This is a genomic window from Rhizobium sp. LARHSG275, assembly GCF_052871115.1.
The window spans coordinates 12,202-25,896 of sequence record NZ_JBIXJN010000035.1 but is presented as its reverse complement, the minus strand read 5'-3'; the positions used below and the strand labels follow the sequence as shown (position 1 = coordinate 25,896).

14 protein-coding genes and 1 tRNA gene are annotated in these 13,695 nt (G+C 62.0%); 6 read left to right on the top strand and 9 right to left on the bottom strand.

Going from position 1 to position 13,695, the window contains the following annotated elements:
* The first annotated feature begins 18 nt into the window (after positions 1–18).
* Positions 19–2,025, top strand: coding sequence for an ABC transporter ATP-binding protein/permease (locus ACIPSK_RS31190; RefSeq protein ID WP_017966850.1), 2,007 nt, complete (start codon positions 19–21; stop codon positions 2,023–2,025).
* A gap of 22 nt (positions 2,026–2,047) precedes the next feature.
* Here the strand turns inward: ACIPSK_RS31190 and ACIPSK_RS31185 are convergent, their stop codons facing one another.
* Positions 2,048–2,506, bottom strand: a complete 459-nt coding sequence (locus ACIPSK_RS31185) for a MarR family winged helix-turn-helix transcriptional regulator (protein WP_017966851.1) — start codon at positions 2,504–2,506, stop codon at positions 2,048–2,050.
* A gap of 126 nt (positions 2,507–2,632) precedes the next feature.
* Here ACIPSK_RS31185 and ACIPSK_RS31180 point away from each other — a divergent pair, with 126 nt between their 5' ends.
* Complete coding sequence (locus tag ACIPSK_RS31180; RefSeq protein ID WP_017966852.1) at positions 2,633–3,025, top strand: nuclear transport factor 2 family protein; 393 nt, start codon at positions 2,633–2,635, stop codon at positions 3,023–3,025.
* Positions 3,026–3,347: 322 nt separating this feature from the next.
* On the opposite strand, the gene ACIPSK_RS31175 is transcribed toward ACIPSK_RS31180, so the two are convergent.
* Both ACIPSK_RS31175 and ACIPSK_RS31170 read right to left on the bottom strand, forming a co-directional pair.
* A complete protein-coding gene (locus ACIPSK_RS31175) occupies positions 3,348–3,827 on the bottom strand; it encodes an SRPBCC family protein (protein ID WP_026154415.1) in 480 nt (159 codons plus the stop codon).
* On the bottom strand, positions 3,811–4,167 hold the full coding sequence (locus ACIPSK_RS31170; RefSeq protein WP_017966854.1) for an ArsR/SmtB family transcription factor: 357 nt from the start codon (positions 4,165–4,167) through the stop codon (positions 3,811–3,813). Before ACIPSK_RS31170 ends, ACIPSK_RS31175 begins: the two co-directional genes overlap by 17 nt.
* 148 nt (positions 4,168–4,315) lie before the next feature.
* Between ACIPSK_RS31170 and ACIPSK_RS31165 the strand changes: the two genes are divergently transcribed.
* The 3 genes from ACIPSK_RS31165 (at position 4,316) to ACIPSK_RS31155 (ending at position 5,861) form a co-directional block, all read left to right on the top strand.
* The gene (locus ACIPSK_RS31165) at positions 4,316–4,957 is read left to right on the top strand and encodes a dihydrofolate reductase family protein (RefSeq protein ID WP_017966855.1); all 642 of its coding nucleotides are present in this window, start codon (positions 4,316–4,318) and stop codon (positions 4,955–4,957) included.
* Positions 4,958–5,023: 66 nt separating this feature from the next.
* The gene (locus ACIPSK_RS31160) at positions 5,024–5,386 is read left to right on the top strand and encodes an ArsR/SmtB family transcription factor (protein ID WP_017966856.1); all 363 of its coding nucleotides are present in this window, start codon (positions 5,024–5,026) and stop codon (positions 5,384–5,386) included.
* Positions 5,367–5,861 carry an SRPBCC family protein gene (locus ACIPSK_RS31155; RefSeq protein WP_017966857.1) on the top strand — a complete coding sequence of 165 codons (495 nt, stop codon included), beginning with the start codon at positions 5,367–5,369 and terminating at the stop codon, positions 5,859–5,861. The genes ACIPSK_RS31160 and ACIPSK_RS31155 overlap by 20 nt, the downstream gene beginning before the upstream one ends.
* A 20-nt stretch (positions 5,862–5,881) precedes the next feature.
* On the opposite strand, the gene ACIPSK_RS31150 is transcribed toward ACIPSK_RS31155, so the two are convergent.
* The gene (locus ACIPSK_RS31150) at positions 5,882–6,616 is read right to left on the bottom strand and encodes a phosphotransferase (RefSeq protein ID WP_017966858.1); all 735 of its coding nucleotides are present in this window, start codon (positions 6,614–6,616) and stop codon (positions 5,882–5,884) included.
* A 116-nt stretch (positions 6,617–6,732) separates the two neighbouring features.
* Positions 6,733–8,697, bottom strand: coding sequence for an adenylate/guanylate cyclase domain-containing protein (locus ACIPSK_RS31145; RefSeq protein ID WP_168724779.1), 1,965 nt, complete (start codon positions 8,695–8,697; stop codon positions 6,733–6,735).
* A gap of 716 nt (positions 8,698–9,413) precedes the next feature.
* Between ACIPSK_RS31145 and ACIPSK_RS31140 the strand changes: the two genes are divergently transcribed.
* Positions 9,414–10,259 (top strand): class I SAM-dependent methyltransferase, encoded by an 846-nt coding sequence (locus ACIPSK_RS31140; protein WP_017966860.1) that lies wholly within the window; start codon positions 9,414–9,416, stop codon positions 10,257–10,259.
* An 86-nt stretch (positions 10,260–10,345) separates the two neighbouring features.
* Here ACIPSK_RS31140 and ACIPSK_RS31135 read toward each other — a convergent pair whose 3' ends face one another.
* The 4 genes from ACIPSK_RS31135 to ACIPSK_RS31120 form a co-directional block, all read right to left on the bottom strand.
* Positions 10,346–11,836 carry an MDR family MFS transporter gene (locus ACIPSK_RS31135; RefSeq protein ID WP_162117017.1) on the bottom strand — a complete coding sequence of 497 codons (1,491 nt, stop codon included), beginning with the start codon at positions 11,834–11,836 and terminating at the stop codon, positions 10,346–10,348.
* A gap of 269 nt (positions 11,837–12,105) precedes the next feature.
* A complete protein-coding gene (locus ACIPSK_RS31130; protein WP_017966862.1) occupies positions 12,106–12,510 on the bottom strand; it encodes a hypothetical protein in 405 nt (134 codons plus the stop codon).
* Between the two features lie 371 nt (positions 12,511–12,881).
* Positions 12,882–13,355 (bottom strand): hypothetical protein, encoded by a 474-nt coding sequence (locus tag ACIPSK_RS31125; protein ID WP_017966863.1) that lies wholly within the window; start codon positions 13,353–13,355, stop codon positions 12,882–12,884.
* Between the two features lie 198 nt (positions 13,356–13,553).
* Positions 13,554–13,629, bottom strand: a tRNA-Thr gene (locus ACIPSK_RS31120).
* Positions 13,630–13,695: the final 66 nt, after the last annotated feature.

Sequence of the window (13,695 nt, the reverse complement as noted above, 5' to 3'; positions counted from 1 at the left end):
TAAGCCGTTATCGCTGGCATGGCCGACGCTAAACGCAATCCGACATCGGTCGACGGTACCGAATCGCACGGTGCCGATAAGGCACGCCAGGAGACGGCATCGGCTGTCGAGGTCGGGCCGCCGCCAAATGTCACTGAACCCGATCCGGAGTTGACGCCTGAGGAGGCTGAGCAGGCGCGCAAGCGGTATTTGCTCAAGCGCTTCTGGATTAGCGCGCGCCGTTACTGGGGTCGTCGCGGTGACCGGTTTGCCTGGCCGTGTTCGATCGGGCTGCTGGCGATGATCTGCATGAATGTCGGCTTCCAGTATGGGATCAATCGCTGGAACCGCGGGATATTCGACGCCATAGAGCGACATGATGCCGGCACCGTCTATTACCTCAGCGGCGTGTTCGTGCCGCTCGTGCTCGGAAGCGTCATCCTGGTCACCGCACAAGTCTATGTCCGCATGATGATACAGCGGCGCTGGCGTTCCTGGCTCGCGACCGCAGTCATCGCGCGCTGGCTTGCAAACGGCCGATATTATCAGCTGAACCTCATCGGCGGCGATCACAAGAACCCCGAGGCACGCATCTCGGAGGATCTGAGGATTGCCACCGAATCGCCCGTCGATTTCATCGCCGGTGTCATCGCGGCGTTCCTGTCGGCCTCGACCTTCATCGTGGTGCTGTGGACGATCGGCGGTGCTTTGACGCTGCCGATCGGCGGGTGGACCGTCACCATTCCCGGCTTTCTCGTCGTCACAGCGGTCCTCTACGCCGTGATCACCTCAAGCGTGATCGCGGTGATCGGCCGCCATTTCGTGCAGGTCTCCGAGGTCAAGAACCAGGTCGAGGCGGAATTTCGCTACACCTTGACGCATGTGCGGGAAAACGGCGAGAGCATCGCGCTTCTCGGCGGCGAGGAGGAGGAACGCAACGACCTCGACAAGACCTTTCGCAATGTGCTGAAGCAATGGGCGCTGCTGGCCCGCCAGCACATGCGCACGACATTTGTGTCGCACGGGTCGATGCTGATTGCGCCCGTCGTGCCGGTCCTGCTTTGCGCGCCGAAATTTCTCGAAGGCAGCATGACTCTGGGAGAGGTCATGCAGGCGGCCTCAGCCTTCGCCATCGTCCAGACCGCCTTCGGATGGCTTGTTGATAATTACCCGCGTCTTGCCGATTGGAACGCCTGCGCGCGGCGCGTCGCTTCGCTGATGATGTCGCTCGACGGGCTGGAGCGTGCCGAACAGAGCGATTCGCTCGGGCGCATCAAGCATGGTGAAACCGAAGGCGAGGCGATGCTCAGCCTCAACGATCTCTCCGTGTCGCTAGACGACGGCACCGCCGTGGTCACGGAAACCCGGGTCGAGATCGAGCCCGGCGAGCGGGTGCTCGTCGCCGGTGAATCCGGGTCGGGCAAGAGCACGCTGGTGCGGGCCATCTCAGGTCTCTGGCCGTGGGGCGGCGGCAGCGTCGATTTCCGCGCCGACAGGCGATTGTTCATGTTGCCGCAACGGCCCTATATTCCTTCCGGGACGCTTGGCCGTGCCGTCGCCTATCCAGGCGCCGCCGATAGCTGGCCGCTGGATGAGATCAAGTCGGCCCTCGACAAGGTGGGACTGGATTATCTGAAGGACAGGATCGAGGAAGAGGCGCCCTGGGACCAGACCTTGTCGGGCGGCGAAAAGCAGCGGCTCGCCTTTGCGCGTCTCCTGCTGCATCAACCCGATATTATCGTGCTGGATGAAGCAACCTCGGCACTCGATGAGAAGAGCCAGGACAAGATGATGCAGATGGTGATCGATGAATTGCCTGAGGTCACCATCATCAGCGTCGCGCATCGCGCCGAGCTGGAAGCCTTTCATAGCCGCAAGATCACGCTCGAGCGGCGCGAGGGCGGCGCAAAGCTGGTCAGCGATATCGATCTTATCAAGCGCACGAGAAAACCGAACCTGCTGTCACGCGTTCTAGAGAACCGCCGCTCCCCACCGAAAGGCAGCACGACCGCGAGCAATGCGCCGCAGCCTCAGAACGGAAAATGAAGTCGGCTTGGTCACAAAATCATCAATCGCGCAGCGGAGACTCCGCGCTTGCAATCTGATCCAGATTTTCGATCAGCCGCTTGAGCAGATCGACAAGTTGTCCCGCTTCCGCATCCGTGAAGCCGGTCAATGCCTCACGATTGCCCCGGAACAAGGCTGTGATTGCCTCAGGCATGCGTTCCTGCGCGGCTTTCGTCAGCACGATGCGGCTGCTGCGACCGTCAGCCGGGTCGGGTGTGCGCTCAATCAAGCCATCCCTCTCCATGCGTGCGAGCATCTGCGCCATCGGCGGTTGCTCGACCCTGGCAAAGCGGGCGAGGTCGCGCTGCGTGCTGGCTTTGCCATCTTGCAGCGCTACCAGGACGGGCAACTGGCCGACACCGAAGCCGAGCGGTTTAAGGCGTGACTCGCTGAGGCGGATAAACCCCCGCGCCGCAAGACTGATGAGATGCCCCGGCGTTGAAAGCACGTCTTCATTCATTTCCGTCCCCCTTGCCTGCGCTTGACCGCGAGATATATATGTACATATGTATCTTGATGTGCGGCGTGAGACAATGTCATTTCGATGCCGCCCAGCGAATAGTTCAATCTCCATTGAGGAAACGACATGTCTAAAAATGACGTCGAAATGATCAAGCGCATCTATGCCAGCTCCAATGCCAGAGAAATCGACGCTGTCCTGGCCGTTCTTTCCGATGATGTCGCCTGGGCCAACGGCATGGAGGGCGGCCATATCAATGGCCGTGAGGCCGTGCGCGACTATTGGACACGCCAGTGGGCTGTCATTAGTCCCCACGTCGAGCCGGTCGCATTTGAAGAAACGCCAGATGGCGCCGTCGCTGTCGAGGTAATCCAGTCGGTCTTTGACCTCGATGGCCGGCCACTGGAAAATCAAAGTCATGGCCTGAAGGACAAGACCGTGACGCATGTCTTTCGCATGCAAGGCGACAAGATCGTCCGCTTCGATATCCGGGATGCCTTCGGCAGCGGAGCGGTCTGATCCTGATCGAGGAGGCTCCCTCTTCTCCCCAGCGGGGGTCCGAAGGACGGGTCGAGACACGTGGCTCGACCCAGGTGGGGTGGCCCGCAGGGTCGGATGAGCGACACACGGCACACTATTCATTGCCCTTCGCTCGCGCTCAGCGCATTCGCGGCCTTGCCGCTTACCCCCTCATCGCCTCGCTATCGCTCCGGCACCGACCGGGGTCGAGCCACAGGTCTCGACCCATCCTTCGGACCCCCGCTGGGGAGAAGAGGACAGTGGCCGCACCTTCGTCCCCTTCCTGCGGGCACCGTGCGGCCAGGACCGAGCCACCAAGGGCTCAGCGGTCCAGCCAGGCGGCGAGTCCATCAAGCGTCTGCAGCCCGTACTCCACCGCGCCGAAGCCGATGACCACCTGACGCCGCTTGGCGCTGGGGTGGAGCTGGCGCATGGTCAGCACCGTCTTGCCGTCGGCCTGCTCGTCGAAGGTCACCGTGGCGCGGAAACGGTCGGGGTCGTCGGGGTCGGGCGTGCCATAGTCCATCACGATCCGCTCGTTCGGCACGATCTCCAGAAAGCGCATGAGGTTCGGGAAGCGCTGCTGCTTGCCCTCGAACACACCCACCATGTCGAAGCGCCAGACCCCGCCCTCGCGGATATCGGCTTCGTGGGTCTCGATGCTGAGGCCGGCCGGGCCGTACCATTCGCCAAGCGCCTTGGGGTCCATCCAGGCGGCAAACACCTTGTCGCGTGGGTGGTTGAGCAGCTTCACCAGCACGATTTCGCGGTCGAGCGACCATGTCTCAAACAGATTTGCCATGTCCTTCGTCATCCTCTTCGGTTTTGTCCAGGTAGACTTCGAGCCGATCCAGCCGCTCGGTCCAGCGCCGGCGCTCCGATATCATCCAGTCCGCCGCCTCGTCGAAACGCGCCTGCACCAGCCGGCACCAGCGGCTCCGCCCGCGCTTCTCGCTGGCGATCAGCCCACAATCTTCCAGCACCCTGAGATGCTGGGCGAAGGAGGGCAGCGCCATGTCGAAAGGCTCGGCGAGCGCGCTGACCGGCAACTCGCCTTCGACCAGCCGCGACACCACGGCGCGGCGGGTCGGGTCGCTGAGAGCGTGAAAGGCGAGATCGAGGGGGGTCGAATGGTAAGGCATATCAATCCGTAAATTGGTCGGGGGTGGCGGTCAAGGATAAAAAGGTACTTGCCTTAGTGTCCGGCTCGAAATATGAAGGTAGTTGCCTTAGTGTTCAGCCCCGAATGCAGGAGCCGCTGTGGCGGAACACCTTTCAAGGAGGACTCCAATGGTCGTTCGTGTCGATCTCATGATCTCGCTCGATGGTTTCGCGACAACGACGGACCAGACGCCCGAAAGCCCGTTCGGCGAGGACTGGCCGCGTCTCGCCGGCGCCTATGCGGCAACGCGAACGTTCCGCGAGCGCGTGCTCAAGGATGCGACGGGAGCGGGAACCACAGGTCTCGACGACGAATACGCGAAGGAATATTTCGAGAATGTGGGCGCCGAGATCATGGGCGCCGGCATGTTCGGTCTCCACAACTTTCCCGACGATCCGAACTGGCGCGGATGGTGGGGCGACGAGCCACCGTTCGGGTGTCCGGTCTTCGTCCTCACCCGCAAGCCACGGCCCTCCATCGAGATGGCCGGCGGGACGACGTTCCACTTCCTCAATGCCACCGCCGATGATGCGCTCCAGCAGGCCGTGGGGGTCGCAAACGGTAGGGATGTGAGGATAGGCGGTGGTCCCTCGGTCGTTCGCGACTATCTCAAAGCTGGCCTTGTCGACCGCCTTCATGTTGCCATCACGCCGATTTTGCTCGGGCGCGGCATCCGCCTATGGGATGATCTGCGCGGCTTGGAAGCCGGCTGCGCCGTCAAGACCGAAACGTCACCGAGCGGCACCATCCACCTCACTTTCCAACGCTAGTCACCAAGCTGAGGCCGATTTCCGCCCCTTGCATGACGCCGATCCGCGTGCTAGATACTGAACCAGATGGTTCAGTTTTCGACAGCTCGTCTTGATGCTTCCTTTGCCGCGCTCTCGGACGCCACGCGACGCGGCGTTCTGGAGCAGCTCGGCAGTGCGGATGCTTCGATCACGGAGCTTGCAGAGACGTTCCACATGAGCCTCACGGGCATGAAGAAGCACGTCAGTCTCCTGGAGCAGGCGGGACTGGTGACGACGGAGAAGGTCGGGCGAGTGCGGACCTGCAGGCTGGGCTCACGCGGGCTCGAGGAGGAGGCGGCCTGGATCGAGGCGCGCCGCCAGATCTGGAACGCACGCTTCGATGCGCTGGATGAAGTGGTCGAGGCCCTGAAACGGAGGGAGAAAATCGATGGGAAACAAAGTGAGTAACGGCCGCACGGCGGTCGAACGGAGATCCGAGCTTGAACTCGTGGTGACGCGCACCTTCAACGCCCCGGTTCGCCTCGTATTCGACGCGTGGACCAAGCCCGAATTGTTCAAGCTGTGGTGGGCGCCGAAGTCGATGGGCGTGCCGATCCTTTCCTGCGAGATGGATGTTCGCACCGGGGGCAGCTATCGCATCGCGTTCGGACGCGACGCCTCGGACGCCATGGCCTTCTTCGGCAAGTATCTCGACGTGTCGCCGCCATCGCGCCTCGTCTGGACCAATGACGAAGGCGGGGAGGAGGGCGCCGTCACCACGGTGACCTTCGAGGAAGAGGACGGCAGGACGCTGCTGGTCCTGCAGGAACTCTATCCCTCGAAGGAAGCGCTCGACCAGTCTTTCGTCGGCATGGAGGACGCGCTGCCCGAGCAGTTCGAGCAGTTGGATGAACTTCTAGTCACGCTCAGTGCGAGCGCGTGACAGCGCGCCTTCGAAACGGCTTAGACCGCTCGAACTTCGGCAAGCCGCTTGACTGCGTAATCGTCTGGCCAGCAGACGGCTGCTTCCCATGCGGCTGAGGCTTGCGCGGCCATGTCATGTGCGCCGTCGTCGAGATCGGCGGCGTTGCCGGGCAGCACCAGGTCAAGGTCGGGGACGTCGACATGGGACTCATCCCAGTCGATCAACGCGACCCGATCTGCAGTCATGCGGACGTTGGCAGGGCTGTTGGGATTGCCGTGGACAACGCACGTCTGACGGCCGATGAGCTGCGCCCACGCTGCTCGACATCGAATAACGGCCTCAAGCGGCATCGCGGTCAGGTTGATCCTCGTTCCGGTCTCAGTATGCAGGAGGTCGCTCGACGATCGCCAGCCCGGGCGCTGCGGCCAACCCTGCGTCAGCCGATGCAGCTCGCGCAGTGTGTCGGCGACGCGACGCCAGTCGGAGCCGGTCTCGGGTGGTCCGCCCTCCATGTATTTCATCACCACCAGCCCGTCCACGAACAGCCGGCCGTCAGTCGTCGGGATCGGTACCGGAACCGTCATACCTTCACGGCCGAGGTATTGGAGCAGCTCGGCTTCCCATGCGAGGTCAGCGTCGCTCCTGGAGCCGAGACGAGCGACCGCGATCTGCCCGTGGACGCGAACGCTCCACACGTCGTTGGCAACTCCACCCGTGAGCGGTTCGATGCGAACCGCGTCTTCACCCCATTGCCCGAGTGCTTCCCATCCCATTGGCGATACCTTTGACGGCCATGATTAAATTGACGGAAGAAATAGAAAAAGTTTACGACGCCACAAAGGCCGTTGGCGGCTGGCGCGAAGCTGCCGTTGGTAGCAACCCGAACGCCTCAACCTCTCTCCTGCGTCCTCCGGCTTTCCCCAACCAACTCCCATAGATCGACCTTCTCAGCGCGCCCCTTGACCTGCGCCAGGCCCAGCGAGCGAAGTTCGAAGCGGGTGCCGACAGCATCGTGGATGGCGGCGCTCACCAGGATCGATGTGTTAAATTCCTTGTTCAATCCTTCCAGCCGTGAAGCGACATTGATCGTATCTCCCATGGCCGTGTACTGCTGGCGCGAAATCGCTCCGAAACTGCCGACGACCGCCGGGCCGGTGTGCAATCCAAATCGCGTGACGAGCGCGGGACGGCCATTCTGACCGTTGAGTTCATTCAGGTCGTCGACCGCCGATTTCATGGCAAGCGCACAGCGGCAGCCGTTTTCGGCATGGTTGGCATCTGGAACTGGGGCGTTCCACATGACGAAAATGGAATCGCCGAGATATTGCACGACAGTGCCGCCATGGCGCTCGGCGATGGTGTTCAAGAGTTCGAAATAGGCCGACAGCGTGTCCACAACCTCCTCAGGCGAATGCTGCTCGGAGATGGTGGTGAAGTCCCTGATGTCGGTGAACAGCACGGTCACATCCTGCCGCTGCGCCTTGGCGACCGCTCGCCCTTCGGGATTGACGATCCTTCTCACGACTTCACGCGGAACATAGAGGGCAAACTGGCTGATGGCATGGCGGCTTGCCGCCAGCGCGCTCGCCAGCGTGTTGATCTCCGATATCCAGGAGTGGGAGACACCTTTCTCGCCGACGTCGAGGTCGCCGATCCTGCGCGCCTCGTCGGCCAGCCGATAGAGGGAGCGGCTGACCATGCGCGACAGCAGCACCGATGCCGCGACACCCGCGAACACGAAGGCAGCCGCAATCAGGAGATTGTGCAGGAGCAGCCGATTGGCCTCAGCCACCAGATCTTCCAGAGGCACGACGATTGCGGCGACGCTTCCCTTGAACAGACCCGACACGCCGACCGGGGCGATCTGCAGGATCTGGCGTTCGCCATCGAGATCGATCCGCGCCACGCCGCCATTGGCAAAGGCAGGATCGCGCCTGAGCCTCGCCACCGTTTCCAGGCTCGTGTCGTAACTGTCTGTCGTCGTATCGACGGCAACGGCGCCATCGGCATTTTTCGACCATATGCCGAGAAGCCTTTCCATGGTCGCCGGGTCGGAATGAGCGATCAGATCATCGGCATCGTCGATGATGTAGCCGCGCGCCCGCGGCGAAATCTCCTGCGCGTCCAGCAGGCGACTGATGGTCTGCAGGTGAATGTTGATGCCGACGACCACCTGACCATTGTCCCGCATCGGGGCTGCGATCGTCAGCGTCGGAACCTTGAGCGTTCCGGTGACATAGGGCCCAACAGACACCGGCACGCCGTGCTGAACGGCGGATTGATACCACGGCCGTTGCCTGGGGTCGAAGAATGCATAGTCGATTTCCCGCTCGCCGATCGGCTTTGCATCCCTGTCGAGAAACCGCAGCGTCGAGGTGACATCAGCACCTTGTCTGCCGGCGATCGTCCTGATCGCGAAAGCCGTACGGTCGGGTGCCGCCAGCGTCTGGCGAACATCCCGCCTTTCGGTGTTGATGACCTGCAGGTACGAACCGTCGGGGTAGCCGGTGTAGATGCTCGTCGCATTGGGGACGTTGCGCAGGATCTCCAGGAAGAATTGCTGTTTTGCCGCGATATCCTGCGGCGGCGGGGAGGCGAGCAGCGGCAGGGTTGATGCCAGCGCCACCGCCTCGGTGCCGCCCTGCAGCGTATTGCGGTATCCCTCGATCAGCCGCAGGCTCATCTCGCGCATCTGCTGCACGCCGGCGCTGACTGCAGCACTGCTTCCCTGCCTGAACGCCAACCAGATGATCGGCGTCGACGTGCAAAGCAGCGATGCGACGACCAGGACGCCGAGGTGCAGTCTCAGGGGTTTGGACCAGAGCACGAGATATCCCTCGAAATGCGGACGCATTTCAGCAGCCGTGCAGGAATGAGCGTCCCCAACGATGGCAGCTAACTGCTTTTTGGGGATTTACACAAGGCAGTCATGGGAGTGCCTCGGCGCTGCTGAGTTCGCTGGCTATGGCTGCTGCAGATGTTTGCTTCTGGCGGATATCATTGAAAACTCGACGGGATTGTCCGCTCATCCGTAAGCCGAAGCAGCTGGATGCATGGTTGAACCGCTGTCGGTGTGCCTCAGTAGGTCGGGGACGAGTTTGGCGAGAAAGCCAACCCCACCCTCCGTCATCCCAGGCCTTGAGCCTGGGATCCATGCCGTGGCTGCTGGCGGATGCGGTGTGGATGCTCGGCTCAAGGCCGAGCATGACGGAGCATGGGGCGGGCGGAGGGAGACACTCTCGGCGCAGCCGCCCGCGTCAGGGACGCCATCCACCAACGAAACCGAACAAAGCCGGCCCCGGGCCGAACTGACCTGATGAGGGAGGTTGAGGCGGCGCTTCAGCCAAGCTTTCTGCCTGCGACTGTCCGGCCGGCGTTGGGGGGCAAGTGTGCGATGATCTCACGGGCAGCAGGGGCGTTTATATCTTCTCGGCCCAAAGCTGCCGCCGGATTGCAGCAATCGTGGCATTTGCCGCGCAATGGCGCTTATTTCAATTGAATCCCGCCATCAGCGGCCCATAGTGTCGGCATTCCCGGCTCTGCCGGTTGGCGCGTGGGGGGAGGCGGGGCATGTCAGCAAATCTCGACGATATCCGTAACCAGCAACGAGAGACCTGGAACAAGTTTTCGGCCGGCTGGAAAAAATGGGACAGCCTGGTTCTCGGTTGGCTCGCGCCGTTTGGCGACGCCATGCTTCGGCGCGCCAATCTCTCCAGCGGCTTCAGCGTGCTCGACATAGCCGCCGGCACTGGCGAACCCGGCCTGACGGCGGCCGCCGCAATCCCCGACGGTCAAGTTGTCGTCACCGATCTCTCGGAAAATATGCTGACTGCTGCCGCCGAAAATGCGGCCACGCGTGGCCTCAAAAACTTCAAAACTCAATTATGCGATGCGGGCGCGTTGCCTTTTGCCGATGCCAGTTTCGACGCCGTCCTATGCCGGTTCGGGTTCATGTTCTTCCCGGATGTCGCTGCCGCCGCCAGGGAAATGGCGCGCGTGGCAAAGCCCGGTGCACGCGTCTGCGCCGCAGTCTGGAGCGCTCCTGCCAAGAATCCATGGGCGACCACGGTCATGGGCACGATCGCCCGCCACGTGGAAATGCCGCCGCCGCCGCCCGGTTCTCCGGGCCTGTTCCGCTGCGCGGCGGAAGGCATGATGGCCGAGACCTTCAGAGGGGCGGGCTTTCGCGATGTCGCCGAGGAAGAGGTGTCGGCGATGATGGTGCACGATACCCCGGAGCGCTACTGGGACTTCATGACCGAGATCGCCGCGCCTGTGGTCGCCGGACTTTCCAGGGCCGATGCGGCGACACGGGAGAGGATCCGTGGCGAGGTCCTGGAGCTGGCGCTACAATCCGTCAGCGATGGAAAGGTTCACCTTCGCTCAACGGCAACTGTGATCACAGGCACGCGATAGGCTGCTGCAGAATTCCTTCAGCTCTCCCAACCCAATCCACCGCTGTGGAAACGCAGCATTTCTGCGCTTCCACAAGCTGAACCGCGTTAATGCGAAGCCGCCTCGCTTGCGACAGCCGCCCCCTCACGCTTCTGGCCATGACCGACCGGGATCAGCCAGGTGGTGAAGAAGGTCAACACCGCAACAACGACCACGCTCCAGAAGCTCCAGTGCAGGGCCGCGTTGAAGACGGCGCGGATCGCCGGGTCGGCGGCGAGTGCCGAAAGCCCGGTCGGCTGGTTCAGCGCCTCATGCAGGCCTGCCACCGCCTCGCCGCTCGCATAGTGGTTGATGCCGGCATTGAGGATGGCGCCGAGCACGGTGGCGCCGAGCGTATTGCCGAGGCTGCGGGAAAAGATGATCGAGGCCGTGGCGCTGCCGCGCATCGACCATTCGACGCTCTCCTGCACCAGCACGATGCTGGTTAGGCTGATGAGACCCATGCCGAAGCCCATAAAAAACGAGCCGGTGCCGGCAACGACCGGCGAACTGTCAGGGGTCAGGAACAACAGGAAACAGGCGCCGAAGGGAAACATCAGGCTGCCGACGCGCAAGGTGCGGCGGATGCCGAAGGCCTTGTAGAAGCGGCCGGAGAGGATCACCGCCAGGGGCCAGCCGACGACGAGCATGGTGAGCGTGAAGCCGGCGACAACGGGCGAACGGCCGAGCACGCCCTGCACATAGATCGGCAGGATTGTCGAAAGCCCGATCAGCGCCATGCCGGCAAGCAGCGTTGCCGCATTGCTGGTCGCAATCAGCCTTCGGCTCCAGAGCGGGATCGAAATGATCGGCTCCGGCGCCCGCTTCTCCTGGGCGAGAAAGAAAAGGCCCGCGACCACGAAGGCGGCGAAGAGCGAAATCAGAATCCAGGCGCTGGCATCGGTTTCCGTCAGCATGATGAGAAGTGCGACGATCGAGATCGAAAACAGCGCCGCTCCGAGGTAATCGATCTTGGCCTGCTTGTGGGCCACGTCCTCCTTCAGGAAGATCATGAAGGCGATGATCGAGATGATGCCGATCGGCAGGTTGATCCAGAAGATCCAGGCCCAGGAGATGTTGTCGACGATGATGCCGCCGGCAAGCGGCCCGACGACGGCCGATGTCGCCCAGACGGTCGCCATGAAGCCCTGCACACGGCCGCGCTCCTCGAGCTTGAAGAGATCGCCGATGATCGTCGTCGTCACCGGCTGGATGGCCCCGGCGCCGAGCCCCTGCAGCAGCCGGAACAGCACCAGCGACATCATCGACCAAGCCAGCCCGCAGAGCAAAGAGCCGGCGAGGAAGATCAGAATGCCGCCGATCAGCACCGGCTTGCGCCCAAAGATGTCGGAAAGCTTGCCGTAGATGACCGTGGTCGTCGACTGCGCCAGCAGGAAGGCCGAAAACACCCAGCTGTAATAGGAAAAGCCGCCGAGCTGCCCGACGATGCGCGGCATCGCGGTCGCCACGATCGTCGCCTCGATCGCCACCATGAAGGTCGCGAGCATGATGGTGGCGACGATAAGCACGCGGTTCGAGCGTTGCGCTGCATTCGACATGACGATCCTCTTCGGGTGCTCCGCAGATGCCGGAAATATCGGCAGGCTGGCTTTGGTGTGGGGCGATGCGCCGCTTGCGGAGTGATGTGGCTCTTTTACGTCTTCAGGGCCGAACGGTAAAGCAGGCCGCGACCGGTTTCTGACGGCAGCGATCCTTTTCGCGCGATGTCAGGGACCTTCGGTCGAAAGCGAAGGCCCGGGCTGAGCGACGCCGGGCCTTCATTCTGTCGGAGGGTAGGCGAACAATCGCTCTATCCTCATCGCGGGCCTCATCGCGGGCACGCATCGCCGACCGAGCTGTTATCCGTGCCCGTGCCGGCCGCTCCCGCGCAACCCGGCGTCTGCTGCAGGTTGGGATTGACCCCGCCGGGATTGATCGTGCTGCGGCCGCTATTGAGATTGACGCCGCCATTGCCGGTCGTGCTGCCGGTGGTGCCGGGATCGGTGCCGACAGAACCGGTGCCAACAGACCCGGTACCCATTGCACCGCCGCCGACAGAACCAGTGCCCGCCGACCCGGCGCCGGCGGAACCGGCGCCCGAACTCCCCGATCCGCCGATAATCGGCGCCACCGAAAGCCGCCCATTGGCATCCGCACCTCCGGCCGTCTGCGCCATGGCCGAACCGGCCAGGCCGATCGAAAGCAATGATATCGCGATGAACTTGCAGGACATGATTTTCTCCATGCTTGTTGTCTCAGGGGAGGAAACCGGAACGGGGGTGGCATTGTTGCTGTCGTAGTTGCGGTTTTCACGGTCGTTTGATTGGGACAGATAACGGCTTGGGCGACTACTGGACCTGTATCTCCATGATGGGCAGAAAAGCCGGCTGTCGAGGCTCGAAATTTTGTTTGAAGCCAGATCGGCCGCAGCGTGGGAATTGTTCGGACCGTGCTGGCTATGCAGATCGGCGCTCGTCCTCGCGCTTATGCGGACCGGTCAGCGGCGCAGGGCGCAACCCCGCCATCATTTGAGAGCTGACTCGAAATACCGCCTCAAAGCTTCATGGAGAAGCAGTAGTGAGAGCATGCCGAATCCACCCACTGTTATTCGTCATCCATCAAATGAAACTCCCGTGCCGCCTGAGGGCAGAGAAGCCTGAATTGCTCGATCAGCGGCGGCATCCCCGAAGCGCACGAAACGTCTGAATTCTCTGGTAATGGGAAAGTGACGCTCACCGGTTTTCCGGCAGAAGGTTCGAAGGAGAGGGTGCCTTCGCTGCAATTGGCGGTGGAACGGAAAGTGTCTTTCCCATTCTCTTTTGTGTACATCGCCACGCACTGCTTGACGGTAAGTTTGCCGCCATGGACTGTTGTCTCCCATCCCGGGTCTCGCTTGCAATATTCCTGGAAGTCGGCCCGAGTGAGCTTGCCTGTGATAACGGCAGTGCTTGAATCGGTGCCGGTCCTGCTGACGAGCGTTCCGTTCCATCCAGCACACGAGGCGAGAGGGAAGTCTGCTGCCTGCGCAGCGGATAGGGTAATTGTGAAAAGCGCGATGCTTAAAAGCGATGTCTTCATGGATCCTCCTAATCGCTAACCTGCTCTCGTTCGATCGGCATTGGTCGCGCATATGTAGATGAAGGGCAGCCAGCCCCTTGAGTGAAGCAGCTCTCAAACTGTTGAAGCTTTGCCGGCCGAGTGGCCAAAAGCAGTCTATAGGATGGATTCAGACTTTTAAGAGAGGCTTAAAATATAGATTTTCAGCACGCGAAGAACTGGTGCCGCTTGCAGGACTCGAACCTGCGACCCCATCATTACGAATGATGTGCTCTACCACCTGAGCTAAAGCGGCCCCTCGCGGCCGAAGCATGCGGCCTGCGATTTGCATGGCGCTGATACAGGCATTGATCGAAGAATT